Below are 26,637 nucleotides of genomic sequence, written 5' to 3'. Positions count from 1 at the left end.
TCATGTCATCGTCGAGCCAACTCGACACCACGACCATCGTGCTCCTGATCCTCGGGGTACTTATCGCCCTCCCGTTGCTCACGATGGGGATGGGATTCGGCGGCATGATGGGATATGGTGGAATGGGGCCCTACGGAGGGACTGGCGGGTGGTGGCCGCTCGTCGGAATGCTCGTTCCGCTCGCCTTCCTCCTCCTTCTCCTCGGTGGGGGCTACCTCATCATCCGGCAGGTGGCCGGAACCCAGTCATCGCACCGTCCCGAAATGGAAGAGTTGCGGATGGCCTACGCGAGAGGCGACCTCTCCGAAGAGGAGTACGAATCGCGCCGCGATCGACTCCAGAGGGAGGACTAGGCTCTATGGCGCCCGCGACTCGTCGTGGATTCCTGAGCACCCTCGGTTCGACGGCGGGGATCGCAGGGATCGCCGGCTGTCTGTCCGATCGACTTCCTGGCGGTGACGGATCCGTTGATCGGACGGTTTACATCGGGGCCTACCACTGGGGCTTCATTCTAGTAGATGAGGGTGGCGCAGAACGAGAGCAGATAGCCGTCGATCGCGGCACGTCGATCGAACTCGTCGCCTTCAACACCGGCGCTGAGCAGGCGTTCGAGTCGCTTCCCGCGTCGGTCCGGAGTGCCGTTCCGGAACACCACGAACTGGAGGAACGCAACGAAGAACGGATCCCCGCCCCGAACGACGGTGATCTACACGAGGCGCTGGAGGCGGCGAACGACCGTTATCCTGACCACAGCGTTACCGTCGTCCCCTCCGGGGGGAACCATATGGGGAGCGGGATTCGGATGCATCCACTCGCGCTTCCTACTGATACGACGAGACCGACGGTCGACACGGTGACTGCGTCCCAGCGCGGCGACTATACGCTCAGTTGCATGACCTACTGTGGATATGGCCACCCGTACATGTACCTCGACGGGGGTCTAATTGTCCGATAGGGCAAAGCCAGCACTACGTTCGACCAGGCGTTGTTCTCGTTACCCTTCGTGGTCAGAGTCGATCGACCACGATCGATACGCGCCCTGTATTCAGCACGCCACGATGAACTCCTACCGATGATGACAGAAACGTTGGTAGTCAACTCGCCCACCTACTGGGCGGCTGTTTCACGCGATATTATGTCTGAAGAATAAGTTCTTACCGGAGCCGCGTATCTGAGCGATACCCTCTCGTGGCGGGCGTTCAGATACGTCACCAGACCCAGCGCGCCGCCGAAGAAGAGTACCAATTTTGGTGGTTGCACAGTATTGTGCATCTATAGGATGTGCGAGGTGTGTGGCGAGCGGGAACGCACGGTGATGCTCGCGATCGACCCGGGTAATTCCATCTCGGCCGTCGCGCGAACGATCGACGAGAATCGGGAGACGATCCCGGACGCCTACGTTCTCCCGGAGTTCGCCGGGCTGGCGTACGCGTTCACCACCATCGACGCGGTCTACGTCTGGACCCGCGGCGGCTATCAGGTCGCTCGTGACCCCGAGCACTATCCGCCGTCCGTCGCCGTCCGCGAGTCCGACGTCGGCGCCTGGCCGGCGTGCTTCGATCGGTTCGGAATGTCGCCAACGTCGTCTCGCCTCGATCGATTGTGGCGAGCAGCCGAGCGGTCCGCTCGTCGGTTCGCAACGTCCCGAAGACCCACAGGTTCGTATCGAGGATCTTCGCGCGTCGGATCCGTACACCCGATCGGCTGTCTCGTCCCGCGCTGCGTAGACCGCTCGCTCGAGGTTCGCCGGATCGACGTTCTCGCCGAGTTCGTCGAGTTTGGCGTCGATGTCGGGCACTGACTCGCCGTTTCGCTCTGCCGGTGCCAGTAGCTGGTCCAGCCGAAGCGCGGTAATCACCGTGTCGTCGGTGCGTTCCCGCAGGTGCGACCGGCAGGCCTCCTCGACGAACTCGCGCTCGTCGCCGTAGATCTCGTACTCGGTCACATTTGGGACACTTGCGTGGATTCCTGTTCGCGGTCTCCATTGGTCTGTATACCAATAGCCTTATTCTATTGGCCCGTATACCAATAGCCGGGGATGGCCTCACTGACCGACGACGACCTGGATGGCGTGAGCGAGGGACGGACGTACCCCGACGGGATCGTCGTCCGCGTGTTTTGCATGCGGACAGACCGTGATGCGTACCCGTCTGGGTGGGCCTACAAGCTTCACTACGGCGCGACGGAGCCGGACCCGCCCCGCACGCTCGACGATGGGACGATTCGTCGGTACGACAACTCTCACGAGGACACCAAAGGGCACGAACTGCACGTTGCACCGGACCCACACCCGGACAGCATCACGTTCCCCGGGATGGTCGAACTGTGGGAACGGTTCTGGAACGAGGTCCCGAAATCCGAGTTCGAGGTCGCGTGAGACCATCACACCACGGTGATACCCATGAACGATACCACACCGCCGCTGCACCCGATGGAGCGCGAACAGCTTCGGGCCGAATCAACGCTCGTCGTGACCGTGAAGTCGTCTAGTGAGTTCTACAACGACGTCACTGACGAGATTGCGGCCCTCGAACGGTCCGAGGCGGTGGAGTCCACGCCGACGCTCTCGTTCACCAGCTACGACGACTTGATGAAGACGCTGACGGCACGCGTCCTCGATCTCATCGAAACCATTCGCCAGGAAGAGCCAGCCAGTATCAACGAAACCGCACGGGTCGTCGACCGGGACGTGAAGAACGTCCACGAGGAACTCAGTCAGCTCGCACAGCTAGGCATCATCTTCTTCGAGGAAGCGGGCCAGCGTAAGCGCCCGGTCGTCTGGTTCGACGAACTCGTTATCAACCTCCCGTTCGATCCAGAGACTGGCGACAGGGCAGCTTCCGCACCGTGATCGACGTTCTGTAGGCCAGCTCTCCGGAATCCCCTCCCCGACTCCCAGAAACCGTGATACCGGACACCGTCCGATCCCGTGCACCGAGGGATACCTAACTGTCGGTGCCGATTGGTGCGTACCGCGCAGCGGGGACGCTCGACGCGTACTATCGAACGGGAGGCGGTCCACACCGGTCCGTCCACCGACGGCGGTCCGCACGGACACCCCTGTGACCGCTGTGGCCCGCCCGGTGCCCGCCGTTGCCCGCTCTGCACGGACGTCCCGCCGTTGCCCGCTCTGAACGGACGACCCGGCGAACCTCCTCCTCGCTACTGCACCGAGTAGCCGCCGTCGACGGTGATTGGCTGGCCGGTGACGTAGGCGGCGTCGTCGGAGCCGAGCCAGGCGACCGTCGAAGCGATCTCCTCGGGTTCGCCGAGTCGGTCGGCGGGGATCGCCGCGACCGTCTGCTCCGTCGACTCGGGGTCGGCCTCGCCCGAGCGCTGGACCATCGGCGTGTCGATGACGCCCGGGAGGACCGCGTTGACGCGGATCCCGTCCGCGGCGAACTCGACGGCCGCAGACCGCGTCAGGCCGACGACGCCGTGCTTGCTCGCGACGTAGGGGCTCAGATTCGGGAAGCCGAGGATGCCGGCGATCGAGGCCGTGTTGACGATGGACCCGCCACCGCCACTCTCGAGCATCGCCGGGATCTCCTCGCGCATGGCGTAGAAGACGCCCGAGAGGTTGATGCCGACCACGCGCTCCCAGTTGTCGTTGCTCTGGTCGCCGAATCCGACCTGCTCACCCTCGATGCCGGCGTTGTTGAACGCGACGTCGAGGCCGCCGTAGGCGTCCACGGCGGTCTCCACCGCCGACGCGACGTCGTCCTGGTCGGTGACGTCCGTCTCGACGAAGGTGGCCTCGCCACCGTCGTTCGCGATCCTCGAGATCGTCTCCTCGCCGCCCTCCGCGTCGATATCCGCGACGACGACGCTCGCCCCTTCCTCGGCGAAACGCGTCGCCGTCGCGCGGCCGATGCCGGAGGACGCGCCGGAGATCAGTGCGACCGTCCCGTCGAGTCCTCTCATCGGTCGGTCACCTCGACGGCCGCCGTCGGTCGAGGATCGAGTGCGATGCACGATCGTCCGTCCGCGTGGCGTGTCGGACCCATCGATGAACGTACGACGGCCTCGTCCAAATATGTGTGCTCGGTACCACTGATACGAGCAGGTCACACGGGCGTCACCGGTCGTTCGCTGCGGGCGCATCGTCGCGGGCCTCGACCCGGATCCGCTCGCGACGTCACGTCCGTCCACACCGTCGTCCGAACCGTCACCGCCCCCGCCGGACGACGCTGGCGTACACGACGCCGCTGAGGCCGCCGACGGGGAGCGTCGCCCACCACGTTTCGAGGAATCCGACGTACGCGAGGAGCGAGGCGAAGGTGGCGCCCTCCAGGAGTCCGTCCCACGAGCGCGCCCACAGGGCGACGGCCACCGCGCCGAAGATGGCGGCCGCCACGATGTAGGTCGCGACCGTCCCGACGAGTCCGGCGAGGAGGCCGGCGGCCGGCGACGTCGGCGAGGTGAGTCGCCAGCCGGCGACTCCCACGAGAAACGCCGCGGGGACGACGAACGGGAGCGCGAACGCGGCGAACTCGACCGCCGCCTCGTTCGCACCGAGCAGTCCGACGCCGGTGCTCGACGCCGCCGCGGCGTACAGCGAGGCGGCGACGACGGCCGCGCTCGCGGCCGCGTACCCGCCGCCGAGGGACGGCTTGTCGGCGCCCGGGAGCCGACCGGGCCCGAATCTGCGACACGCGGCGTGGATCGTGGTGACGACTGCCGACATGCTTCGGCCTACGACGTGTGGGGATAAAAATACCTCTGTGGCTCGATCCGCTACGTCCATCGTGGTCGCGAAGCGGTTCGCCCGGGAGCGACGGCTCCGCCGTGCTTCCTGTCCCCGCAGTGTCCCGGTTCGAGCGTTCCCATCCGGTCTGATCCCGGTAGTACGATGAACGCCGCGTCTGACCGCGCAGATCCGACGAACGACGAGCCCACCCGTCCGCGCCACGTAATGCAAACGTACTAGTACAGTGTCGTGCTAGTAAGTATCTACCAATCCCCTCGTTCATGGCGCACCCAGACACGGATGCTCGTCCGACTGACCGCTCCGAACGGCTCCGATCCGCGACGATCGGTCTCGTCTCCGGCGTAGCGTGGCTCGTCGGTCTGGCGGTCGTCGCGCCGCTGACCGGGGAGTTCGCCGTCGTCGCTCTCGCCCAGGAACTCGTTCACCGCGCACCGGGCTGGTTGGCGACGACAGCCATCGAGACCCTCGGTTTCGGCGCGCAGCCGGCACTCGTCGCGGGTGTCGTCGCGGCGATCCTCGCGCTCACGACGGTCGCGGCGATCGGCTGGTCCCGACTCGAGTCGCACACCGACCGCTGGCCCGTCGACGTCCTCGTCGCACACCGCTCGCCGCTCGCCGTCGCCGCGTGGACGCTCGCGACCGTCGCGCTCTTCGTCGTCGCCGGGGCGCCCATCGCGATCCGCTCTCTCGCGGCGCTCGTCCTGGTCGTCGCCGCGCCGCTGGTCGTGGGCAGACTCCTGCCCGTGGACCCTCGGTCGTCGACTCGGCGTGCGTTCCTCCGGCGCGTCGGCGGCGTCTCGGCAGCGGGACTCGTTTCGGCCGTCGGCCTCCGAACCGTGTTCGATCGATCGTTCGCCCCCGCGGCGGCCGAGCGGGCGGGTGAGCCGCTCCCGTTCCCCGTCGAAACGCCCGCCGGTGAGTCCGCCTACGACTTCGAGGGGATGCCCGCCGCGGTCACGCCGCCCGACGAGCACTACGTCGTCGACATCAACATCACCGATCCCGCGATCGACGCCGACTCGTGGACGCTCGACATCGACGGGGCGGTCGACGACCCCTACTCGCTCTCTTACGACGATCTGCTCACCCACGAGCGCCGCGTCGAACAGACGACGACCCTGCTCTGTATCTCGAATCCCGTCGGCGGTCCCCTCGTCGGCACGAGTCACTGGACGGGGGTCCCACTCTCGGACCTGATCGAGACCGCGGGACCGCAGGAGGGAGCGGTCGACGTGGTCACACACGCGGTCGACGGCTACAGCGAGGCCATCCCGTACGAACTGGTCGAACGCGAGGACGTCCTGATCGCCTTCGGGATGGGCGACCGAGCGCTCTCCGTGGACCACGGGTTCCCCGCACGCCTGCTCGTCCCCGGCCGATACGGGATGAAGATGACCAAGTGGCTCACCCGCATCGAACTCAGAGCGGCGGATCACGAGGCCTACTGGGAGGAGCGCGGCTGGAGCGAGCGAGCGGTCGTCAACACCGCCTCGTACATCCGCGGGGCGGAACGCCGGGGCGACAGCGTGGTGGTGGGCGGCGTCGCCTTCGGCGGCCTCCAGAGCGGCGTCGAGGAGATCGAAACCGTCGAGGTGAGCGTCACCAACGGTAGCCAGTGGCACGAAGCGACCCTCGAAGAGCCGATCAGCCCACACGCGTGGCGCCGCTGGCGCTACGCATTCGATGCACCGGACCGGTCGCCCGTCGACGTCGTCGTCCGGGCGATCACCCGCGACGGGGAGGTCCAGACGGCACAGGAGCGAGAGGCCACACCGCGAGGCTCGACGGGCTGGCACCGTCGTCGCATCGACGTGTGACCGCTCCGTTCGGTCGGGAAGCCGGGCACGCGACCGACAGTTCGTTCACCGACCCGTCTCACGACCCGTTCACCGGCGGGCGTTCACCCAGCGTCACCTCGACAGTCTCGCGCTCGCCGTCGCGGAGGACGGTCAACTCGATCGTGTCCTCCGGTTGCGTCTCGGTCAGCAGGTACGAGAGGAGGTCCTCCCGAGTCGTCACGGTCTGGCCGTCGACCGCGACGATGACGTCGCCGCCCACGGGAACCGTCGCGCCGTCGAGTTGCGTCGACTCGTCAGCGCCCTGCAGCGCCTCGCTCGCGCCCGTCTCACCGAGGACGCCAGCGACGTAGACACCTTCGGTGACGTCCAGGTCGTTCGCGTCGACGATGAGCTGAGAGAGCGGGAGCGTCCTGACGCCGAGGAACGGGTAGGCGTACTCGCCGGTCTCGACGAGCTCGGGAACGATCCGCTCGACGAGCCTGGCCGAGACGGCGAAGCCGATGTTCTCGCCGCCGCCCGCGCGGTTGACGCCGAGGACGTCGCCGCTCGCGCAGTCGACCAGCGGCCCGCCGCTGTTCCCCGGGTTGATCGGCGCGTCCGTCTGGATCGTGTTGGGCAGGCGGCCCGCCTCGGTCGGCATCGACCGGTTCACCCCGCTGACGATGCCCGAGGTGATGGTACTCTCGAGGCCGTACGGACTTCCGAGCGCCGCCACGCGCTGACCCGGCTGCGGCGTCTCGTCTGCGAGCGGGAGCGCCGCCATCGAATCCGTCGTGGCGTTTACGCGCACCACGGCGAGGTCGGCGAACGCGGTCGCGCCGACGACCGCCCCCTCGTACAACTCGCCGTCGCTCGCCCTGACGCCGACCGACTCGTTCTCCCCGACGACGTGCTGGTTGGTCACCACGAACGTCGCGTTCCCGGTCGCCTCGTAGACGAAGCCGGATCCGAGTCCGCTTCCCACCTGTACTTGGACGACGGAGGGGATCGTCTCCTCGTAGAGCGAGACGTAGTTACAGCCGGTACGGTTTCGCGCCTGTTCACCCTGGGACTGGTTTGCCTGGGGCTGGGCCTGCGGGACGGTCGCTCCCGTCTGGAAGGCTCCCGCCTCCCCAGCCGTGCTGTCGGTGTCACTCGTACTCGCCTCCCCAGCCGTGCTGTCGGTGCCACTCGTACTCGCCTCGCCGCCCGCCGCTACCCCTGCGATCGGGACGCTGGTGACCATCGCCACCGTCACGAAGAGGAGCGCCAGCGTTCGTATCCGGCCCATAGTTCGTATCCGGCCCATACCACACTGTAGCCACCGACGAATCGGAAATAAGGGCGGCCTGCACTGTCCTTCGCCCGTCGACGAGTCGCCGCTCGACCCAGGTGCTCTCCGTTCCAGGATCCACCGCCAGCGATGCCGCCCGGCGGTCCCCCTCGATGCTGGACGACGGCCGCGATCGAAGGTGTCCGCCTGTCGTCCTCCGTGCTGTACGACGGCCGCGATCGTCCCGATAGGCATTTCCTCCGACAGGTCGATCCACGACCGTGACACTCGCGATCATCTCGGATTCGCACGTCCCCGAACGTGAGACCGAACTCCCGGACCCGTTCCGCGAGCGCATCGCCAGCGCAGAGCACACGATCCACGCCGGTGACTTCGAGACGCCCGCGTTCCTCGCCGAGGTGCGCGACCTCGCCGCGGACCTCACGGCCGTCTACGGCAACGCCGACCCGGCCGACGCGGTCCTGCCGTCGGTCGCCGACGTGACGATCGACGGCGTCACCTTCGTCGTCACGCACGGGACACTGAACCCGGTGGAGGCGGCGGTGTACGGCGACGACGGCTTCGTCATGAGCGCCGACGACTGGAAGCGGGCGATCGCGGATACCGCCCGTGCGCGAACCCGCGCCTGGGACGGCGAGGGGATCGTCGGCGTCGGTGGCCACACCCACCAGGTCGAAGACGACGTTTACGAGGGTGTCCGGGTGCTCAACCCCGGCTCCGTCACCGGCGCCGATCCGGCGGAGCGGGCGACCATGTTCACCGTCGACGTCGACGACGGGGCAGTCGACGTGACGCTCCACGAAGTCTGAATCCCCAACAGTCCACGATGTCTGAGTCCCCAACGGCCGACGAGACCTGAGTCCGTACCGCTCCAGGCGACCTTGGCACTGTCTCCGAGGCGAGCTCGTCGCCGAGATTCGAACGTGCCAGTGCGGATCACGTCCGGCCCGTTTCCCAGTTTCGTGGAACAACCGTCCCTTCTTTATCGCTCGTCTCCTCAGCGTCGGGTATGAAGCGGCGCTCGTATCTGGGTGCGGCCGGACTGGGCGGCCTCTCGGGACTGGCGGGGTGTCTCGACGACGCCGGATCGCTAACCGACGGCGGTACTGCGGGAAGCGGGTCCGGGAGCGGCGGTTCCGGCTCCGACGACCCCGGATCCGGCCTGGAGCAGGCGGAGGGGGCGGTGCTCGGTCCGCCCGACCTCGATCTGAGTGCCTCGTCGCACCCGACGTACGGTGATCGGGTCCCGTCGTACACCTTCACCGACCCGTTCGCCGACGTGCGAGTGTCGGACACGGACTTCCAGGGCGAGCGAGCGCAGCTCTACACGTTCTACTACACCAACTGTCCGGACGGCGTCTGTCCGGCCCTCTTACAGCAGCTGGTGACGGTCAATCTCACGATCCGAGACGAGGAACTCGAAGACGGCGCGGCGTTCGTCCCCGTGACCTTCGATCCTGGTCGCGACGACAGAGGGGCGATCGCTGCGCAGGCCGACGACTTCGGCGTCGATCCCGCGGCCGCGGACTGGTACTTCCTCCGGCCCGAGTCGTGGTCGGCCGTCGAGGAGACGCTGGTCGCAGAAGACGGCGGATTCGGCCTGCCCCTGACGCCGAATCTCGGCGACGGCGGGCACGGCGGGAACGAATCCGACGGCTGGGAGGACGGCGAACCCACCGGCGACGACTACGTGTTCCCGCACTTCGCGTTCATCCTCCTGGTGAACGAGAACGGAATCGTCGAGCGTGCCTACCCGAACGCGACCACGACGGAACCGTCCAGGATCGAAGAAGACATGCTCGCGGTCCTCGAGGGATAACGTATGAATCGACGGGAGCTCATCGCCGGCGCGGCGAGTCTCGCCGTCCTGGGATCCGGCGGCGCCATCGCCGTCGGCGGGTTGCCGTCGGCACCGGCCGGAAACGCGGGGTCGACCGACGGCGGATCGGACGGCGACGGATCCACGTCGTCCGCCGGGTCCGGGGGCGACGGATCCACCGAAACCGGGTCGACGTCGTCCGGAGAGGCCGGTGGTGACGACGCCGGTGCGTCGTCGTACCCGCAGCTCCGCGAGCCCGTCGAGATCGAGCGTGTCGACCTGCCCTGGACCGAGGGCGGCTCGCTCACCGTCCCGATCGAGGGAACCGTCACGGTCATGGAGTTCTGGGCGACCTGGTGTCCGATCTGCGCGGACAACCTCCCCGCTGTCACGGCTGCCCACGATCGGGTCGGAGACGACGTCCGGTTCGTCTCGATCACGTCGGAACGCGTCGGCGAGCAGGTCTCGGCGGGCGAGATCGAGGCCTGGTGGCACGAGAACGGCGGCGGCGAGTGGACCATCGCCTCCGATCCCACGATGCGGCTCCCGATCCGGCTCAACGTGCCGGGAACGCCGTCGACCGCGATCGCGGACGCCGAGGGGACCATCCAGTGGACGCACCAGGGGGCCGTCTCGACCGAGCGGTTACTCGCGAAGATCGACGCCGCCGGCGGAACCGTCCGGGACGAGAAGTCATGAACCCAGACGAACCACGTCGCTCGTCAGTCGCCCGCCTCCGACCGGCGGTGATCCGCCGTGGCTAGCCTCACGACGGCGGGCGCGGTCGGGTTCGCCGTCTACGCCGGCGTGCTGACGTTCTTCTCGCCCTGCGCGTACGCCCTCCTGCCGGGGTACGTCGGCTTCTACGTGGGGCGGTCGGAGGGCGAGTCCTCCCTCGCCGGGTCGCTTTCGCGCGGCCTCGTCGCCGGGGCGGGCGTCCTCGTCGTCCTCGGGGTGTTCCTGGCGGCGACCTACGTCGTCGGGAACCGAGTCGTCGACGTCCTGTCGGTCGTCGAACCCGCCGTCGGTGTCGCCCTCGTCGTCCTCGGGGTGCTGGTCGTCTTCGACCGGGCTCCCTCGCTGTCGATCCAGTTACCGAAGCGCCGGACGGGGATCCTCGGCTTCGGGATCTTCGGAGCCGGGTACGCGGCCGCCTCGGCGGGGTGCGTCGCCCCGGCGGTGCTCGCGGTCGCCGCGCTCGCGCTCTCGGGATCCACGACGTACGCGCTGGTCGTCCTCGGAAGCTACGTCCTGACCGTCGCCGCGCTCATGGTCTCGGTGACCGTCGCCGCCGGCACGGGCCTCTCCGCGGGGCGCGAGTGGGTGCTGGCCCACCGCGGCCGCCTCGAACAGGTCGCGGGCGCCCTCCTGATCCTCGCGGGCCTGGGCCAGCTCTACGTCTACTACGCCGTCGACTTCGCCTTCGCCGGCCCGTAGGCGGGCGACGTGGTCCCCTCGGCCGGCCCTCACATCCCGCCTTGATGAGTGACACGACGTCCCGCTTGGTCCATCGATACGACTCAGAATACGTCGACAACAGCACCGAAAGCGAAGCCGATCCCCAGTGCGACCGTCGAGGAGATGGCCTGTTTGCCGGTAGCACGGAAAATACCGGAACACATGATTCCGACCGAGCACCCGAACAGGAAGCCGTGCATTGCCGTCTGCTCACTTCCGCCCGGTCCTGACGATGCGACGACTTCGACGAGAACGATACCCACGACGCCGAGTAGAAAGAGCGCTCCGTCTCGCAGTCCGTTCCGGTCTTGCCGCTCGATCATACGTCACTGTTGGGGGAATAATTGAAGAGTCTTTACACCCGTGTTGCTGCGTTCAGAGCTTTCAGTGAACGCCTCGTTCATATGGTTCTCCGGCTGACGGAAGAGCGTCCAGCAGGCCCTCTGGAGATCTACCGGTCCAAAATCGATCGGCTTTGGTTCACAGTCAGTGCCAACAATCCACCATAGAGAGTCGGGTTCCCTAACCACTCCCACCACACGACCCCATTCCAAAAAATCGCTAATTTCCAGTAGATGTACAATGCTGTATCCGTCTTCTCGCGTGGAAGCCACTGGCTCCGGTCTTCCGGAGTCGGCAGAAATGTCCGGGTGCTGGCACACCCGAGACGTGGCTTCCGAAACCCGATCCTAGGGTTTTACGCAAGCCACGACACGCTACAAACCAGACGACCATAAACCCCGTGCACAGCCCGCATACCCCTGGATACGAAAAGCGGTGCGGCCCTCCCGACGAGTCCGAGGCACCGTGATCCACGCCCGTTATCACTCCCTCTTTCACTGCTTTCGCACACCCACGCGGCCACGACCGGCTCCGCCGACGATTCGTTCCGTGTCGAGATCGACAGGCCGATCGATCCGAATCGCATCGGGATCGTCCCGCGCGAGCAGTATCCACCCTGCCCACAGTGCACGGAGCCGGTGATCACGATCCGGACGCTCGGACCGCACCTGCACACGGCCGATCCGTGTGGCTGTTCGTTCGACACGGACACCTTCGCGGCCATGCTCGGCGGGGCGAACCGATGAGCGACGCCCCAGATCCGGACGAGTGTCTGTTCCCGCCGTGCCCGCGCTGTGAGACGCCCGTGGTCCGCATCACGTCGTCGGGTCCACACTCCCACGCGGCGAGTCCGTGCGGATGCTGGCTGTCGCTCGCGGACGTTCGGGCGTTGCGAGGGTAACGATCGATCGCTGAGTGTGATCTCGGTACGCGATCGTTTCGGCGGTGATTGTCTGCGAGCCGACGGAACGGATCGGATAGTGGATGCCTGTTGCTGTGTTCCCTTCTGGTACGTTTCGACCGTCCGCTATTCATTCCACAACCATTGATTATCTATAACTACAGGAAATTGTGACAACCAAAACAACCTAAACGGCTGTACGAGGTTCTGAGATAGAATCGTTCGATCGGGTAGGCGTAAATGATTCGTAACACTAGAAAATTTCCCCAACATTCTAGCTCAGAAGATTGTCTTTCGGAGCGATAAGAATTAAGGGCCTCCGTTTCTGTCATCCGTTCGATGAGCAGGCAATACGTCGATCACACGACGCGAACGAGGTGGGCACAGTGGACTGCCCGAAGGTGGTACGGGACATGACGTACCTGGGCTATTCTACGCGGTTGCTGGCGGTGTTCTTCGCGGTGACGATGGCGTTGTCACCGGTCGCATCCGCGGCGATGGCTGGCGGCGGAGTTGGGGCTCCCGCCGCCGACCGATCGACGCAGGCGGTCGAGGCCGGTCTGGGACAGGCCGGGTCCGTGAACTCGCCCGCGACCGGGACGGCGGACGCGAAGCTATCGTCGGCGGTGCAGGCCAGGCTCGACGACGGGGGTGCCGGCGAGACGGTACCAGTTATCCTCGTCCTGCGGACGCAACCGGAGGACCAACTCGAACTGAATCGCCTCTCGAGTGCCGAGGCGAAGCGCGGGATGAAGGCGCTGGCCGCCGACACGCAGGGCCCGACGATGCAGTACCTGGAACGCCAGCAACAGCGCGGCCGTGTCGACGACGTGACGTCGCTGTACCTGCGGAACGCGATCGCCGTGGAAGCCACCGAAGACGTCATCCGGGAGGTGGCACGCAGCGCGGTCGTCGACGAGGTCGTTCTGGACGGCCGGGTGTCGGCCCTGAACGAGACCGGCCACTCCGGCCTCGACGAGTTCCGAGAGCGCCTCGAGCAGTTCGGAAACCTGACGCCGACGCCGGACGACTTCGAGCGAGAGACGTCAGGCGAACGCGTCGACAGTATCGAAGAGATCGGCGCGGATAGCGTCCACCAGTCGGGCATCTCCGGTGAGGGCGTCACCGTGAGCGTCATCGACACGGGTATCGACGACAGCCATCCCGCCCTCCAGGGACAGGTCGTCGATCGGATGGACTTCGTCGGCGACAACACGACCGGGGATCCACAGGGACACGGGACCCACGTCGCCGGGACCATCGCTGGCCAGCGAGACGCGAAGCAGGCGGTCGGCGTCGCCCCGGGTGCGGACCTGTTGGACGCGCGCGTCCTCGACAGTAGCGGCGGCGGTCACGTCTCGGACGTGATCAGCGCGTTCGAGTGGAGTGCGAACCAGAGCGCCGACGTCGCGTCGGCCAGTCTCGGATTCGACCCGATACCGACCCAGACGAACACGGACGAGACGGTCGGACCCGGCCAGTCGACCAATACGACCGTCGCGGTACACTCGACGGCGAACGAAAGCTCGTCGGTCAACGCCACCGTCGCCGACGCGTACCGGCCCGCGTCCGTGTTCGTCGACGTTTCTGGGGTTTCCTACGAGGGGAGTAACCCCGAGGAGACGCCGGCCGCCGTGACGGAGAACCTCTCAGTCACGCTGCGGAATCCGGACGGCAACGAGACGCTCGAACGGTACGACGGCGGCTTCGCGTTCGAAACCGGGACCGTCCCGGAGGGACAGCTCCTGTACAAGTTCACGCCGTCGACCAGCCGGACGCTCGATCCGGGGAACTGGTCGGTCGAACTCGCCAACGACAACGACGGGAACGTCACCGCGGCGGTGACCGCCACGACGGCCTACGTGCCGGACGGGACCGACGAAGTCGCCGCGGCCGTAAACAATCTCGAATCGACGGGGCCAATCCCGGTGATCGCGGCCGGAAACGCGGGGCAACTCGGTAATCGGACCATCGGCTCACCGGGCGTCGCGGAGAACGCGATAACCGTCGGGGCCAGCATGCCCGACTCGCTCGACGTCGCACCGTTCTCGAGTCGCGGTCCGGTCGGCTTCGGCGCGGACACGCGGCCCGGCATCGACCTGATCGCACCCGGCGTCGACGTCGAATCGGCGGGCTCGACGCAGGTCCACACCGGTGCGGAACCGTACACGCGCAAGAGCGGGACGTCGATGGCCGCGCCGCACGTCAGCGGAACGATCGCGCTGATGCTCGGGGCCGATTCGTCGCTGGACCGTTCGACGATCGAATCGACGCTGGAGTCGACCGCCCAACCGGCGCCGCTACCTGAGAGCGCGATCGGTGCCGGCGCGCTCGACGCGTACGCAGCCGTCGATAGCGTCACGGCCGAGGAGTTGCCGGGTGATCAGCCCGAATCCGGCGTGCGGGAGTTGTACGCGGGGATCGGCTACACGGACCAATCCAATGCGTACGTAGACCAGGATCCCGTGGCGGATACCGTCGGAGACGCCGGCGGAGTCGCGCCCGACCTGGAAGCAGGGGCAGTGATCGCGGACGGGACCTACGCCAACTTCGAGATCGGAATGGCGGACGCAACGGCCCCGAACGCGACGTTCACCGCGTACCTCGATGCCGACGGGGACGACACGACCGGTCACCCCGGATACGACGGTGCCGAGTATCGCGTGAACGTCACCAGGACGTTCGACGGGGAGCTATACGACGGATCCGCGGAGACGTACGTCTACAACGAATCGGGCGTCACGTTCGAACCAACCGAGAGTTCCTTCGCACACGTCAACGACTGGGCCTTCGACGACCACCCGGAATACGTCGATTTCGACGTCAGAACCGATTCGTACGGGATCAACACGTCGGAATTCGACTGGCACGTCGTCGCGGCCGACGACGAACGGACCGCGTCGGATCGGCTGCCGAACGACGGCCAGGTGGACACATCCTATCCCGTGACGGTCCCCGGCGTTGGCGTGGCGTGGAACGCGACGGCGGGCGGGCCGGCGACCGATGAGCCGCTCCAGTTTAGCCTGTGGGACCAGGACAGCGGCCAACTCGTCGCGAACGAGACGGTCCGGACGGACGCGCGGGGCATCGCCAACACCTCGTTCAACACCGATCGGAGTTCCTACAGCGAGTTCGAGATCGAGATCGAAGACGGTCACGGTAATCTCGTCTCGCAGACGTACACCGTCAACCCGCCGTACGTCGACGACGGTCCGACGATCGGCGACGGCGGTACCGATCCGCCCGATCGAACCGTCGTGGCGCGTAACTACGAGGCACGCATGAACGACTCGTTCGAGGTAAACGTCCCGGTGTACACGATCGAGGACGGATCGATATCGCCGTACGACGGTCAGGCGTCCCTGCGTCTCGCCGGGAACCAGAACGAGACGACGTTCGACAACCTCACCGTCGAAAACGGAGTGTTCACGACGACGGTATCGCCAGACGAGTACGCGGATCTCGTCGACGCGTCCAGAGGGAGTGACTTCATTGGTTTCGACGTCGCCTTTGCGTCGAACTTCACCGCGACGGACGAGACGCAATCGGCCGGGTCCGTCCGCGTCCACCGACGCGTGGCGTACGAAAGTACCCTGTACCCCGAGAGTCAGGTGACCTCGCCGGGGACCTCGACCGCGCTGACGTTCCAGACCGTCGAACGGCGGACCGGGTCCGGCGAGATCGATCAGCAGCACGTAACCCCGAGCGACGTCAATTCGACCGCGCGGGTGCAGTGGCTCACCGACCGCCAGACCGCCGCGCTGTACGGCGAACTCCCCGACTCCGTGGCGAAGGCACTCGCCAAGGAGCGGGAGGATGGAGGAACGGCGGATCCACTGACGAGAGAACAGTACGAGGCGATCGACGCCGCGATCGAGAACGTTTCGGCGCAGGGAGTCGTCCCCGTCACGACCGAGACGAACGTCTCGCCGACCTCGAACGGGATCGGTGACGTCGACGTATCACCGCCAGAGGACGCACGCGTCGGCTTCGTCACCGTGGAGCCGAACGACCCGGCGATAGATACCGAAACTGCGTCGGTCTACGAGAACAACGCGATGGTGTTCGTCGACCAGCGGATCGACGAGTTTACACGGACGCCGTCCGATCCCGAGGAGAGCGATACGTACGAGCTGGACGTCTACGCGGACTGGCGAGAGTACCAGAAGAACGGATGGACCCTTCCGAACGAGTCGATAGACCTCACGGTCCAACTGGCTGACGGTCAGACCGGTGACCCGGTGGCAAACACCGAGGTCGTGCTGTACACGACCGGCGGGGAGACGACGACCGTGACGACCGACGATTCCGGCACGGTTGAGACGTCGATTCCGGCACCGGATCTGGACTACCGGAACGTCTCGGACGAGTTCCACAGCCAGGAGATCCTGGCGATCGCCGAGGGCCTCAGGACCCCGACCGGGAACGCGGTACGTGACAGGACGTCCGCCCACGCCTACGTCGACGAGGTACAGGACGGATCGGACGACCAGCCGGGCGTGATCACGCGGCCGGAACTCTCCTACGACGAAGACACCGGATCGCTCGGACTGAACGTCACGTACCGTAACGAGTCGACCTGGGAGCGGACGAACGCGACGTCGACGCTCGTCCAACTCGGCGCGCCCGACGGCGACTACGACACGCAGCGCGACGTGTTCGTCGGGTACGTTGGCAACGGCACCGACGACACGTGGGTCTCGCGCGCGTTCGACGAGTCCGTGCCGGCGAGCGAAGAGCGAGAGTACTCGGTCAGAACCAGTCTCGGAACCGACAGCTGGGGCGGGTACGACGCGCTCTCTGTCGGCGGGCTCACCGCCCACATATCGTCGCCGGACGAGGTGTCCGCCGGATCGACGGCGAACGTGACGGTCACCCTCACCGACCGCACGGGCGACCCGGTTCCGGACGCGACGATCCCACTCTATTACATCGAGGCGGGAGCGGACGGGACGGATACGGCTGCCGGAAACGCGTCGATCGCCACGACCGACGAGAACGGGACCGCCTCGTTCACCATCTCGCCCGACCTCGCGGACGAGTTCGACACCGGTTACGTCCTGTTGCGCGCCGGCTACGCGACCGAGTCGACCGCCGACTCGGAGGCCGCCTTCAGTTCGATGCGCGTCGTCTCCAAAGCTGCGATCAACGGAACCGTGCAGTTCGCCGACGGGACGCCAGCGGCCGGCGAGTACGTCTCTGCCCTGCATCGATCGGGTCAGGAGGCGACCGGGAACAGTAGCCAGACGAACGCCGACGGGAACTTCTCCGTCAGCGTCCCCCGGGGCAACCCCTACCAGGTCGCGTTCTCGCAAGCGCCTGGGGAGACCGACGGAGTCGTCGACCTCTACCGGATCGCGTCTGTCGACACGCTCCGGTCCGACGTCGACGTCGGAACGCACACGATCCCGGACGGCCACCACGTCGAACTTCAGGTCGTCGACGAGTCGGGTAATCCCGTATCGGGAGCCCACCTCGAAGCCGAAAGCCACGGCACACAGCCCCACGGGGCGACGGGATACGTCGCCGTGACGGAAACGAACGCGGACGGCCGAGTCACTACCGCGACAGGTGATACGGGCATCGAACTCGCCGACAACGTCACCATCCGCGCTGCGCCGCCCGAGGGCGACAGCGAGTACGTCGACGAACACGACGACTACACGCGACGCCTCGACGTTACGGAGAACGAGTCGGTGACGATCGCACTCCGATCGGACGGCGACGGGGGCCAGGACACCACGCCGCCGACCGTCCGCGTCGACGCGCCTTCGCAGGCCGTCGTCGACGAGACGATCACCGTCGACGCGAGCGCGAGCACCGACGCGGGCAGCGGGATCGCGAACTACACGTTCACGGCACCTGATGGGAGCGAAGCAACGCAGGACAGCCCGCAAGCAGCCTTCACGTTCGCCGAGAGCGGCGAGAAGAACATCACGGTCACCGTGACCGACAACGCCGGAAACGCGGCGAGCGAAACGATCACCGTGACCGTCGTCGAGGGGCCAGACCTCGTCACGACGCTCGACGTCGCCGACGAACAGCGCCTCCAGGACGGGGTAACCGCGAACGTCACGGTCGCCAACGACGGTGCCGCGACGTACGATACTCCGTTCGAGGTCGACGTGACCGCCACGAACGGGACCCTCACGGAGTCGCGGACCGTCTCCGTCGACTCGCTCGCGGCCGGCGACGAACGCACCGAGACGATCGACCTGACGGCGTTCGCCCAGTCGAACCGGCTGACCGGTGACCTCTCGATTCGGGCCGCCGCCGCGGCTGACACCGACGTCGAGGAGGTCAGTGCGGAGAACAACAACGCCTCGACGACCACGCGCGTGACCTACAGCGACATCAGGACGCGACTGGCCGTCCCCGATCGCGAGATCAAGGGCGCCGACACGACGATGTACGTCGTGTTCGAAAACGCCGGGGACGCGTCGAGTGACGAACTGACGGCGTCGCTACAGACGCCGATGATAGACGGCGGCGAACGGACGCTGACGGTGCCGTCGCTCACCCCCGGCGCTGCGAACACGACTTCGTTCCAGGTGACGGCCGAGAACGCGACCGTCGACCTCGCCGTGAACGGCGATACGCTGTTCCCCGCCGGTAACGAGTCGTCGGCGGAACTGAGCGTGCGGCCGTACCAGGTCTCGGTCTCGGACACCACCGTTCCCGCGAGCGTCGAGAACGGATCGACGTTCTACGTGAGTTCGACCGTCGGCGCGAACGTCGGCGAGACGGTGAACGCGACGCTCTCTACGCCCGAGGGCCTCTCGGTCGTCGACGAGCGGTCCAGGCAGGTGTACGTCGACGGTACGAGGGACGTGTCGTGGGAGGTCACCGCCGAAGGCGGTCAGGGCACCCAGAAGCAGCTGACCGTGATCGCGGAGGCCTTCGAGAAGCGCGCGACCGATGATGCGTCGACGAACGTCACCGTGCCCAAGGTCAGGGTCGGCGACGACAACGCCACGACGATCGAAGACGGAAACACGAGCTCGATCGCGTTCGAGGTTCGCACCGAGACGACCTTCGAACACGACCTGCAGATCGACCTGCAGGCGGGGACGAGCGGTCGGACCCTCAAGGGCCTCGACTACCTGGTCAGATACCCGTACGGCTGCGTCGAGCAGACCACGTCGCCGATGCTGACCGCGCTCAACACCGACCAGTACTACCGGAACACGACGGTCGACTACGATCGACAGAAGATCAACGACTCGATCGCCGGGGGCGTCGACAGGCTCGCACCGGAAGACGGTGCCGCCGCACAACACGACAACGGCGCCTGGAGCATGTACGGCAACGATCCGTCCGGTGACCTGTTCTACACCGTCTACGCGCTCTACGGGACGTCCGAAGTCGCGAACGACCCGGTGCAGGGTGACAGGACGGCCGTCGGCGACGATCTCGCGAACATCGACCGGACGGCCGCCGCCGAGTGGATCGAGGGCACGCAGAACGGCGACGGGAGCTTCCAGGCGAACCACTACTACGACGACAGGCGGTCGATGACGGGACTCGCGCTCATCGGCCTCGAACAGGCCGAGCAGGCGGGCGCGAACGCGACCGTGGTCGACGACGTTCGCGCGGACGCGGTCTCCTACCTGCTCGACGAGCAGAACGCGAACGGCTCCTGGGACGGTGACGACGGTGAATCCGCGATGGCCACCGCACTGGCGATCCGCGGGCTCGCCACCGCACCCGACGACCTGTCCGGCGTCGACCAGTCCGCCGTCGACGCAGCAGCGGCGGACGGGGTCGGGTACCTCACCGACACCCAGCAGGCCGACGGTTCGTGGTCACCGTACCACGACTCGAACTCCTTCGCCTGGCAGGGAACGGTGAGCGAGACGAGCGCCCACGCCGTGCTGGCGCTCGACGCCGCGGGTGTCGACGCCACGAACGCGACGGTGCAGACCGCGAACAGCTACCTTCGGACGGTCTACGAGGAGGACGGCTCGTGGGGGTACACGCGCGCGACGGCGATCGCCATCGAGGCGTTGCAGGCCACGACGACGAGCGAGACCAACGCGCAAACGGTAACCGTCACGATCAGCGACGGACAGACCGAGCTGATAAACGAGTCCCGAGAGATCGGCGGCGACGTCACGCTCGAGACCATCAGCTTCTCGGGTGCGGACAACCAGACGCTCCAGGAACTGCGGAACAGTTCCGAGACGCTCGAACTGACGGTCGAGAGCGACGGAACGGGGCTCGTCGTCGCCAGCGTCTCGAACGAACAGCTGATCGACGAGACCGAGTACGTCAGGAACGGAGGTGACGCCTGATGTCGACCGTGCGAACGCAGCTCCCTGCGCTGGTCGTCGCCGCGACGCTCGCGCTCTGTCTTCTCACGGCGAGCGTGGCGGTCGCGCAGGATGGATCGACCGAACAGGGATACGAGATCAGTATCGAGACGGGTGACGGACTGGTCGCGGACGACGGACAGACGATCGGCGTGACGATGGACAACACGAACGGGGAGAGCGACCTGTTCAGCCCCATCGTCGAGCTCGCACTGCCGGACGCCTATTCGGTATCCCAGGACGCGCTGGAGCGCGCGTACGTCGAGTACCCCGACGGAACGACCGAACCGGTCAACGACGCCGAGATCCAGTCCAGCTCGATCGGCGACGGAGACGCGGTGTTCCTCTTCGGGGAGAACGTCCCGCAGGGCGAGGCCTACACCTACTACGTGAACGTCTCGATCGACCAACCCGGCACCGCGACGGTCGAGGCCGAGACGCGGCTGCTCTACAACGAGAACGACCCGAGTGTCACGGCGCGGACCCAACAGGACGTGACAGCGAACGGGTACGGAACGCTGACCGCGACCGTGGCGGATCCGGATGGGAACGAGATCTCGGACGCGGACGTGCTGGTAGACGGCGAATCCGTCGGGTCGGGTGCGGCTGCCGTCGACCGCGTCGAGGGGACGTACGAAGTGTCTGCGGAGGCACCCGACGGATCCCCGGTCACGCTCCCGACGTTCGAGCGGACGATCGGAGTTGGAGACACCACGTCGGTTAGTTACACCGTCCCCGACGCACTCCAGGATCCGACCGTGGTCGCGACCGATCGAACCGCAGGGGTGCTCGCGGGATCGACCAGCCAGGTGGAGGCCCAATCGCCGACGGCCGAGCGGGTTCGGCAGGTAGACGTGAGCTTTCTCCTGCAGACCGCCGGCGGAACGGCGGTCGTCGCCGTCCCGACGGAGTCCGCCGTCGGCCCGGTGAGCGACCGGACGGGCCTGGTCGACTCGGGAACGATCGAGCTGACTGACACCGGTACCGTGACCAACGCCAGAATTGACGCGGCTGACGACACGATGGTTACCGTCACGTTCGACGGCTATCGCCTCGGTGACGTGACCGCGGACGGCACCGTCGATTCGGACGACGCCGACACGGTCGCGTCCGAGGTTGCCCGCCAGGGTGCGGGCACGACGTACTACGACGTGGACGGTGACGGCGAGGTGACGGCGGTCGACGCGATGTACATCGCACAGTACGCGAACGACAACCGAAACGCGGACTACAGCGGAACGTGAGTGACATGGCAGGAACACTACAGCGGACGAGGCGCGCGCTGGTACTGGTCGTCGTGATCGCGGTCGGCGCCGCGGCCCTCTCGGCCGGTGGCATCGGGACCGTGGCGTCCCAGACCGGAGCGTCGGTCGTCGTCGACACGCCCGATTCCGTGGGGACGAACGAGACGGTCGTCGGTGACGTCGACTTCGAAGACGTGACGGATGCCGAAGGCGTCGGTTCGTTCACGATCACCCTCACGTACGATCCGTCGAAGATAACGCTCGCGGCGACCCGTGATGCGGACAGCGCCTTCGACGTGCAATCTTCGACGCCGAGTGAGGGCGAACTCAGAGTCACGGGCTACACGGGACAGGAGACCGGCCCGGACGGCGACGGACCGCTGTTCGACGTCGAGACGACGGGAGTGAACGCGACGGAGTCGGCGTCGATCGACGTCGAGATCTCGACGTTCACCGACGCGGACGGCAACGACATTCCCGTCTCCGGGACCGGCGATTCGATCGCCGTCCAGAGCGGCGGTGGCGGCGGATTGCCGCCCGCGCCGCCCGGGGGCGGTGACGATAGCGGCGGTGACGAGGCAGGCGGGAGCGATGGCTCGAGTGACGGCGGTTCCGACGACGCCAGCGGCGACGGGAGCTCCGACGGCGCGGGCGGTTCCGGTGACGAATCGGATGGATCCGACGGGTCAGACGGGTCCGATAGCTCCGGCGACGGGATCCCCGGCTTCGGCGTGACCGTCGCGCTGCTGGCCATCGCGTTGACCGCGCTGGTTGCCCACGGCGGGCGTACCTGAACCTGGTCGCCACCGACGTCGACCGATCCCAGACTGTGAACCCATGAACAGAAGACGGTTGCTGGTCGCCGGCGTCGTCCCCGCCGTCGCGGCGGGCCTCGCCGGTTGCACCGGCGGTGACGCAGCTGATGCACCGTCGTCAGCACGCTCGACCGGCCCGAAGAACGCGAGTGATGGGCGGTCGTACCTGACTGCGTTCGAGCGGGATCTCTCTCAACTGGACCTGACGGTCGACACGCTCGCGTCGACCCGCCCGACCGTGCGCCTCGAGTATACGACTCCGAAGCGCCACTATCAGCGGCTCGCGGATCAGATCGGACGCATCAGCGGCTTCTACTTCAAACAGCTCGGAGCAGGGTGGGCCGCGACGAGGCTGAACGCCGACGCGTCGCTGGAGGGCGACGAGACCATCACCTGGTACGCGAGGGGAGAGTGGTACGACCGCTACGAGTCGAACGAACTCACGGCGAACGAACTCACACTCAAGGTCCTCGAAACGATCGAACGAAGCGGTGCGTGACGGATCGGGACCGACAGATCGGCGAGTCGACCGAGTCGGCGGAATTGGCGTCTGAATCGCGGTCGACTTCCGTGCTCTCGTCGCCGGAGCGTCACCGACCTCAGCGTAATTCGAGGTGGAACCTCCGACCTCAGGGAGCGAGCGAGTAGGTCTGAGAGGAAACCGACACGGTACTACACCAACTACGCTCGATGGCTGGTCGACTCCGCTACCAAATCGTTATTAATATAAAGGCATGGTGATACCTCTGAAACCTGGATGGAGGTACGTCGCACCGTCCCCGTCAAACTCGACGTGGCCGACAGCGACGCCGACCGCCGCCACGAAACCATTTCCGAGTTCCTGTGGGCCGCCAACTACGTCGTAGACCACGCATGGCAAGGCGAGTACAAGACTACGAGCAAAGCCGAACTTCAACGCGAAACTTACGACGACGTTCGGGACGAAACGAGGCTTCAAGCGAACCTCGTCCAGAACGCCCGCAACAAGGCCGCCGACGCCGTACAGAGCGTCGTCGCTCGGTGGAAGCACGGTGACTACGCGGGGAAACCGCACTTCACCGCCCCGACCCTCTTCTACGACAAGCGATGTGCGACCTTCAACGACGACCACGCAACGCTCTCAACCGTCGAAGGACGCATCATCGCCGAGTACGTTCTTCCCGACGAGAGTCGCGAGACTCCCCACTCGGAGTACCTATTCAGCGACGACTACGAAGTGACGGGCGGGGAACTCCATTACCGCGACGGCGATTTCTACCTTCACGTCCGAACAACGGCGGACGTGGAGTCCGAGACTGCCGACGAAGGCAACGACGAGCACAGAACAGTCCTCGGCGTTGACCTCGGCATCGAAAACGTCGCCGTCACCTCCACAGGGACGTTCTGGAACGGGTCGGAGTTGAACCATTGGCACCGCGAGTTCGAGAAACGACGTGGCTCGCTTCAACAGCGTGGAACGCGGGCCGCTCACGAAACCATCCAGTCGGTCGGGCGTACCGAGACAGGTCGCTACAACCACTTCTTACACACTGTCTCGAAGGAACTCGTCGCAGAAGCCGTCGAACACGACTGTGACGTAATCGCGTTTGAGAACCTGACGGGGATTCGTGAGCGGATGCCTCGTGCCAAGAAGTTCCACGCATGGGCGTTCCGACGCCTGTTCGAGTACGTCGAGTATAAGGCCGAGATGGTTGGTATCTCGGCTAAACAGGTGAGTCCTGCGTACACGAGCCAGCGGTGTTCCAAGTGTGGATTCACTCACGAGAACAACCGCCCGACCTCGGACGGACAGGACGTGTTCGAGTGTCTGAAGTGCGGGTACTCACCGCACGCGGACTATAACGCGGCGAAGAATATCGGTCTGAAGCATCTCCGCTCGGCGCAAAAGTCGTCGGGTGGAGGCGCACCCGTAAACGTGCGCTTGAATCGCGGGACGTTGAACGTGAACGGCGAATACGAGCCTGCCGCCGACGGCGGCCAGAACGGGAGTCCACGCGAAAGCGCCACCCTCAACGAAGCGAACGGCGAAGCCGTGAGCGAGTAGGGTGGGGTAGTTTACTCGGCGGCCAGTTCGTCGACGGTGCGCCCGACGTTCTCCGCCGGGGCGTGGGCGGTCGCGACGGAGGCGCCCCACGTGACGAGCACCCCGAGGAGCATGCAGTACAGCGAGATGCCCCAGCCGAAGTAGGTCGGGGCGAAGACGGTGACGCCGCCGACGTCGGTCGCGGGCAGGAAGTTGAACGCGAGATAGGCCAGTTGTGGTACGGCCAGTCCCGCGATCATCCCGGTCCGCGTCGTCCCGCGCCAGTACAGCGCCAGGATCACGGCCGGGGCGAGCTGGGCGAAGCCGCCGAAGGCGAGGTCGCCGATCTCGACGAGCAGCGAGCCGACGCTACCGGCGCCGAAGGCGCCGACCTCCTCGACCCAGACGCTCGCGGCCAGCGCGCCGACGGCGAAGCCGACGACGCCGAGGCGACCGAGCGCGTCCTCGCGACGCTGGGAGAGCGTCTCGTCGACGAGGGGTCGGTAGAGGTCGCGCGTGAAGTACGACGAGCCGGAGAGCAGCATCGAGTCCGAGGAGGACATCATCGCCGCGATGGCGCCGGCGATCACGAGCGCGGCGAACCAACCCGGAGCGTATGCGTCGAGGACGACCGGCAGGATCGACTCCCCGGCGGCGACGTCCGCTTCGAGGCCGAGTCCCTTCGCCCACGCGCCGAGCAGGAACGCGGGGACGAAGAGCAGGAGGACGAGCAGCGGCCAGAGCGCGAACGAGCGTTTCAGGACGCGTTCGGAAGCCGCGGCGAAGAAGCGCTGGTTGACCTGCGGGAACATGGCGACGCCGAAGGCGATCGAGATCGCGAAGGTGAGCATCCGCTGGGGCGTGTACCAGTCGCTGCCGAGCGCGAGGAAGGCGGGTGCGTTCGAATCCAGGCCGGCGTTGATCGTCGCGAGGCCGCCGTCGACGCTCGCGAGCACCCACGCCAGCGCGGCCCAGACCATCACGAGCATGAACGCGCCCTGGAGCGTGTCTGTCCAGGCGATGCCGCGCATTCCCGCGAGGACGACGTAGCCGATCATGAACGCCGTGATAAGCGTCGCACCCATCCAGAACGTCATCGCGCCGTCCGTCAGCGCCGCCAGCGCGCCGCCGGCGCCGATCTGCTGGAGCATGACGTAGGGAAACAGCCAGAACAGCGAGACGCCGGCGACGAGTCCCCGGACTCTCGTCGAGCCGAACCGGTCGCCGAGTAACTCGCCGATCGTCACGTAGCCGTGGCGCTGGCCGAGCAGCCACTGCTTGTACCCGACGACGTACCACAGCAGCGCGAAGAGGACCCCGTCCATCAGACCCATGACGAGGATCCACTCCGGCCCGCGCGCGAAGGCGGTGTCCGGGCCGCCGAAGAAGGTAAAGGCAGACAGCAACGTCGCGAAGACGGTAAACAGCAGGACGACCGTGCCGAAGGTCCGACTCGCGAGGTAGAAGTCTTCCGCGGTCCGGTCGGTGGCCCGATAGGCGAGCATCCCGACACCCAGCGCCAGGCAGAGGTAGCCGACGACGATTCCGAGTTGCAGGGCCGCGGTCACGACCGCTCACCCGCCGGTCGGTCGGAACCGACGCTGTGGGTGATCCCGAGCCCCCAGGCTCGTCTGGCGAACAGGCCGAACACGACGGCGGCGAGGCACATCCAGCCGACGAACCACCAGAGCCAGAGCGGGAGGCCGGCGACGAGTCGGTCGCTACCCCACAGAAACCACGGCACGGTGAGCGCGACGACGACGGCCATCGCCGCCACCCACCCGAGCCGCTCGACGCGGGAAATCGCCTTCATCGTCGCGGACTCGCCGCCACACCCAATTAAACGTTTACACGTCCTCGGCGAGAGTTCGGGGCGAGACGCGGCGGCTGGCGACCGAGGTCGAGTACCGAGACCATGCGAACGCGAGTACCAGAGTGAG

The 26,637-nt window shown here is 66.4% G+C and carries 22 protein-coding genes; 16 read left to right on the top strand and 6 right to left on the bottom strand.

Features of this window, described 5'->3' with window-relative positions; genetic code table 11:
• The first annotated feature begins 2 nt into the window (after window positions 1-2).
• From NO366_RS03845 to NO366_RS03825, 5 genes are all read left to right on the top strand, one after another.
• Window positions 3-353 (top strand): SHOCT domain-containing protein, encoded by a 351-nt coding sequence (locus NO366_RS03845; RefSeq protein ID WP_256533000.1) that lies wholly within the window; start codon window positions 3-5, stop codon window positions 351-353.
• 5 nt (window positions 354-358) lie between these two features.
• Window positions 359-955 (top strand): cupredoxin domain-containing protein, encoded by a 597-nt coding sequence (locus tag NO366_RS03840; protein WP_256532999.1) that lies wholly within the window; start codon window positions 359-361, stop codon window positions 953-955.
• A gap of 324 nt (window positions 956-1,279) precedes the next feature.
• Window positions 1,280-1,801 (top strand): hypothetical protein, encoded by a 522-nt coding sequence (locus NO366_RS03835; protein ID WP_256532998.1) that lies wholly within the window; start codon window positions 1,280-1,282, stop codon window positions 1,799-1,801.
• A gap of 237 nt (window positions 1,802-2,038) precedes the next feature.
• Entirely contained in the window at window positions 2,039-2,377 is a 339-nt protein-coding gene (locus NO366_RS03830; protein WP_256532997.1) for a toxin-antitoxin system TumE family protein, read from the top strand.
• A 24-nt stretch (window positions 2,378-2,401) separates the two neighbouring features.
• The gene (locus NO366_RS03825; RefSeq protein WP_256532996.1) at window positions 2,402-2,851 is read left to right on the top strand and encodes an HVO_A0114 family putative DNA-binding protein; all 450 of its coding nucleotides are present in this window, start codon (window positions 2,402-2,404) and stop codon (window positions 2,849-2,851) included.
• Between the two features lie 311 nt (window positions 2,852-3,162).
• Here NO366_RS03825 and NO366_RS03820 read toward each other — a convergent pair whose 3' ends face one another.
• Together NO366_RS03820 and NO366_RS03815 are read right to left on the bottom strand one after the other, a co-directional pair.
• Window positions 3,163-3,924 (bottom strand): glucose 1-dehydrogenase, encoded by a 762-nt coding sequence (locus NO366_RS03820; RefSeq protein WP_256532995.1) that lies wholly within the window; start codon window positions 3,922-3,924, stop codon window positions 3,163-3,165.
• Between the two features lie 244 nt (window positions 3,925-4,168).
• Entirely contained in the window at window positions 4,169-4,687 is a 519-nt protein-coding gene (locus NO366_RS03815) for a hypothetical protein (RefSeq protein WP_256532994.1), read from the bottom strand.
• A gap of 284 nt (window positions 4,688-4,971) precedes the next feature.
• On the opposite strand from NO366_RS03815, the gene NO366_RS03810 reads away from it, so the two are divergent.
• Entirely contained in the window at window positions 4,972-6,528 is a 1,557-nt protein-coding gene (locus NO366_RS03810; RefSeq protein ID WP_256532993.1) for a molybdopterin-dependent oxidoreductase, read from the top strand.
• Window positions 6,529-6,586: 58 nt separating this feature from the next.
• Here the strand turns inward: NO366_RS03810 and NO366_RS03805 are convergent, their stop codons facing one another.
• Entirely contained in the window at window positions 6,587-7,780 is a 1,194-nt protein-coding gene (locus NO366_RS03805) for a S1C family serine protease (RefSeq protein WP_256532992.1), read from the bottom strand.
• A gap of 263 nt (window positions 7,781-8,043) precedes the next feature.
• Here NO366_RS03805 and NO366_RS03800 point away from each other — a divergent pair, with 263 nt between their 5' ends.
• From NO366_RS03800 to NO366_RS03785, 4 genes are all read left to right on the top strand, one after another.
• The gene (locus NO366_RS03800; protein WP_256532991.1) at window positions 8,044-8,592 is read left to right on the top strand and encodes a metallophosphoesterase family protein; all 549 of its coding nucleotides are present in this window, start codon (window positions 8,044-8,046) and stop codon (window positions 8,590-8,592) included.
• 200 nt (window positions 8,593-8,792) lie between these two features.
• On the top strand, window positions 8,793-9,602 hold the full coding sequence (locus NO366_RS03795; RefSeq protein WP_256532990.1) for an SCO family protein: 810 nt from the start codon (window positions 8,793-8,795) through the stop codon (window positions 9,600-9,602).
• A gap of 3 nt (window positions 9,603-9,605) precedes the next feature.
• Window positions 9,606-10,301, top strand: a complete 696-nt coding sequence (locus tag NO366_RS03790; RefSeq protein WP_256532989.1) for a TlpA family protein disulfide reductase — start codon at window positions 9,606-9,608, stop codon at window positions 10,299-10,301.
• A 57-nt stretch (window positions 10,302-10,358) separates the two neighbouring features.
• A complete protein-coding gene (locus NO366_RS03785) occupies window positions 10,359-11,039 on the top strand; it encodes a cytochrome c biogenesis protein CcdA (RefSeq protein ID WP_256532988.1) in 681 nt (226 codons plus the stop codon).
• Window positions 11,040-11,122: 83 nt separating this feature from the next.
• On the opposite strand, the gene NO366_RS03780 is transcribed toward NO366_RS03785, so the two are convergent.
• Window positions 11,123-11,383 (bottom strand): hypothetical protein, encoded by a 261-nt coding sequence (locus tag NO366_RS03780; RefSeq protein WP_256532987.1) that lies wholly within the window; start codon window positions 11,381-11,383, stop codon window positions 11,123-11,125.
• Between the two features lie 761 nt (window positions 11,384-12,144).
• Here NO366_RS03780 and NO366_RS03775 point away from each other — a divergent pair.
• From NO366_RS03775 to NO366_RS03750, 6 genes are all read left to right on the top strand, one after another.
• On the top strand, window positions 12,145-12,303 hold the full coding sequence (locus NO366_RS03775; RefSeq protein WP_256532986.1) for a hypothetical protein: 159 nt from the start codon (window positions 12,145-12,147) through the stop codon (window positions 12,301-12,303).
• Window positions 12,304-12,716: 413 nt separating this feature from the next.
• On the top strand, window positions 12,717-20,597 hold the full coding sequence (locus NO366_RS03770; RefSeq protein WP_256532985.1) for a S8 family serine peptidase: 7,881 nt from the start codon (window positions 12,717-12,719) through the stop codon (window positions 20,595-20,597).
• Window positions 20,597-21,859 (top strand): dockerin type I repeat-containing protein, encoded by a 1,263-nt coding sequence (locus NO366_RS03765; protein WP_256532984.1) that lies wholly within the window; start codon window positions 20,597-20,599, stop codon window positions 21,857-21,859. The genes NO366_RS03770 and NO366_RS03765 overlap by 1 nt, the downstream gene beginning before the upstream one ends.
• 5 nt (window positions 21,860-21,864) lie before the next feature.
• Complete coding sequence (locus tag NO366_RS03760) at window positions 21,865-22,653, top strand: cohesin domain-containing protein (RefSeq protein ID WP_256532983.1); 789 nt, start codon at window positions 21,865-21,867, stop codon at window positions 22,651-22,653.
• Between the two features lie 43 nt (window positions 22,654-22,696).
• On the top strand, window positions 22,697-23,173 hold the full coding sequence (locus NO366_RS03755; protein ID WP_256532982.1) for a DUF8159 domain-containing protein: 477 nt from the start codon (window positions 22,697-22,699) through the stop codon (window positions 23,171-23,173).
• A gap of 258 nt (window positions 23,174-23,431) precedes the next feature.
• A complete protein-coding gene (locus NO366_RS03750) occupies window positions 23,432-24,718 on the top strand; it encodes an RNA-guided endonuclease InsQ/TnpB family protein (protein ID WP_256532981.1) in 1,287 nt (428 codons plus the stop codon).
• 11 nt (window positions 24,719-24,729) lie between these two features.
• On the opposite strand, the gene NO366_RS03745 is transcribed toward NO366_RS03750, so the two are convergent.
• Both NO366_RS03745 and NO366_RS03740 read right to left on the bottom strand, forming a co-directional pair.
• Entirely contained in the window at window positions 24,730-26,265 is a 1,536-nt protein-coding gene (locus NO366_RS03745) for a sodium:solute symporter family protein (protein WP_256532980.1), read from the bottom strand.
• Window positions 26,262-26,510: a DUF3311 domain-containing protein gene (locus NO366_RS03740; RefSeq protein WP_382274573.1), complete on the bottom strand. Its 249-nt coding sequence runs from the start codon at window positions 26,508-26,510 to the stop codon at window positions 26,262-26,264. Before NO366_RS03740 ends, NO366_RS03745 begins: the two co-directional genes overlap by 4 nt.
• Window positions 26,511-26,637: the final 127 nt, after the last annotated feature.

The sequence above is a fragment of the Halovivax cerinus genome, from assembly GCF_024498195.1.
Lineage (GTDB): Archaea > Halobacteriota > Halobacteria > Halobacteriales > Natrialbaceae > Halovivax > Halovivax cerinus.
Note: the sequence above shows the minus strand (reverse complement) of the source record. Positions and strands in the feature narration are given on the sequence as shown.

Bases quoted from the DNA above. Each gene is read 5' to 3' on its own strand.
- NO366_RS03780 (WP_256532987.1), bottom strand. From the start codon at position 11,383: ATGATCGAGCGGCAAGACCGGAACGGACTGCGAGACGGAGCGCTCTTT.
- NO366_RS03790 (WP_256532989.1), top strand. From the start codon at position 9,606: ATGAATCGACGGGAGCTCATCGCCGGCGCGGCGAGTCTCGCCGTCCTG.
- NO366_RS03845 (WP_256533000.1), top strand. From the start codon at position 3: ATGTCATCGTCGAGCCAACTCGACACCACGACCATCGTGCTCCTGATC.
- NO366_RS03775 (WP_256532986.1), top strand. From the start codon at position 12,145: ATGAGCGACGCCCCAGATCCGGACGAGTGTCTGTTCCCGCCGTGCCCG.
- NO366_RS03825 (WP_256532996.1), top strand. From the start codon at position 2,402: ATGAACGATACCACACCGCCGCTGCACCCGATGGAGCGCGAACAGCTT.
- NO366_RS03750 (WP_256532981.1), top strand. From the start codon at position 23,432: ATGGAGGTACGTCGCACCGTCCCCGTCAAACTCGACGTGGCCGACAGC.
- NO366_RS03760 (WP_256532983.1), top strand. From the start codon at position 21,865: ATGGCAGGAACACTACAGCGGACGAGGCGCGCGCTGGTACTGGTCGTC.
- NO366_RS03820 (WP_256532995.1), bottom strand. From the start codon at position 3,924: ATGAGAGGACTCGACGGGACGGTCGCACTGATCTCCGGCGCGTCCTCC.
- NO366_RS03795 (WP_256532990.1), top strand. From the start codon at position 8,793: ATGAAGCGGCGCTCGTATCTGGGTGCGGCCGGACTGGGCGGCCTCTCG.
- NO366_RS03810 (WP_256532993.1), top strand. From the start codon at position 4,972: ATGGCGCACCCAGACACGGATGCTCGTCCGACTGACCGCTCCGAACGG.
- NO366_RS03740 (WP_382274573.1), bottom strand. From the start codon at position 26,510: ATGAAGGCGATTTCCCGCGTCGAGCGGCTCGGGTGGGTGGCGGCGATG.
- NO366_RS03755 (WP_256532982.1), top strand. From the start codon at position 22,697: ATGAACAGAAGACGGTTGCTGGTCGCCGGCGTCGTCCCCGCCGTCGCG.
- NO366_RS03830 (WP_256532997.1), top strand. From the start codon at position 2,039: ATGGCCTCACTGACCGACGACGACCTGGATGGCGTGAGCGAGGGACGG.
- NO366_RS03770 (WP_256532985.1), top strand. From the start codon at position 12,717: ATGACGTACCTGGGCTATTCTACGCGGTTGCTGGCGGTGTTCTTCGCG.
- NO366_RS03815 (WP_256532994.1), bottom strand. From the start codon at position 4,687: ATGTCGGCAGTCGTCACCACGATCCACGCCGCGTGTCGCAGATTCGGG.
- NO366_RS03805 (WP_256532992.1), bottom strand. From the start codon at position 7,780: ATGGGCCGGATACGAACGCTGGCGCTCCTCTTCGTGACGGTGGCGATG.
- NO366_RS03765 (WP_256532984.1), top strand. From the start codon at position 20,597: ATGTCGACCGTGCGAACGCAGCTCCCTGCGCTGGTCGTCGCCGCGACG.
- NO366_RS03835 (WP_256532998.1), top strand. From the start codon at position 1,280: ATGTGCGAGGTGTGTGGCGAGCGGGAACGCACGGTGATGCTCGCGATC.
- NO366_RS03840 (WP_256532999.1), top strand. From the start codon at position 359: ATGGCGCCCGCGACTCGTCGTGGATTCCTGAGCACCCTCGGTTCGACG.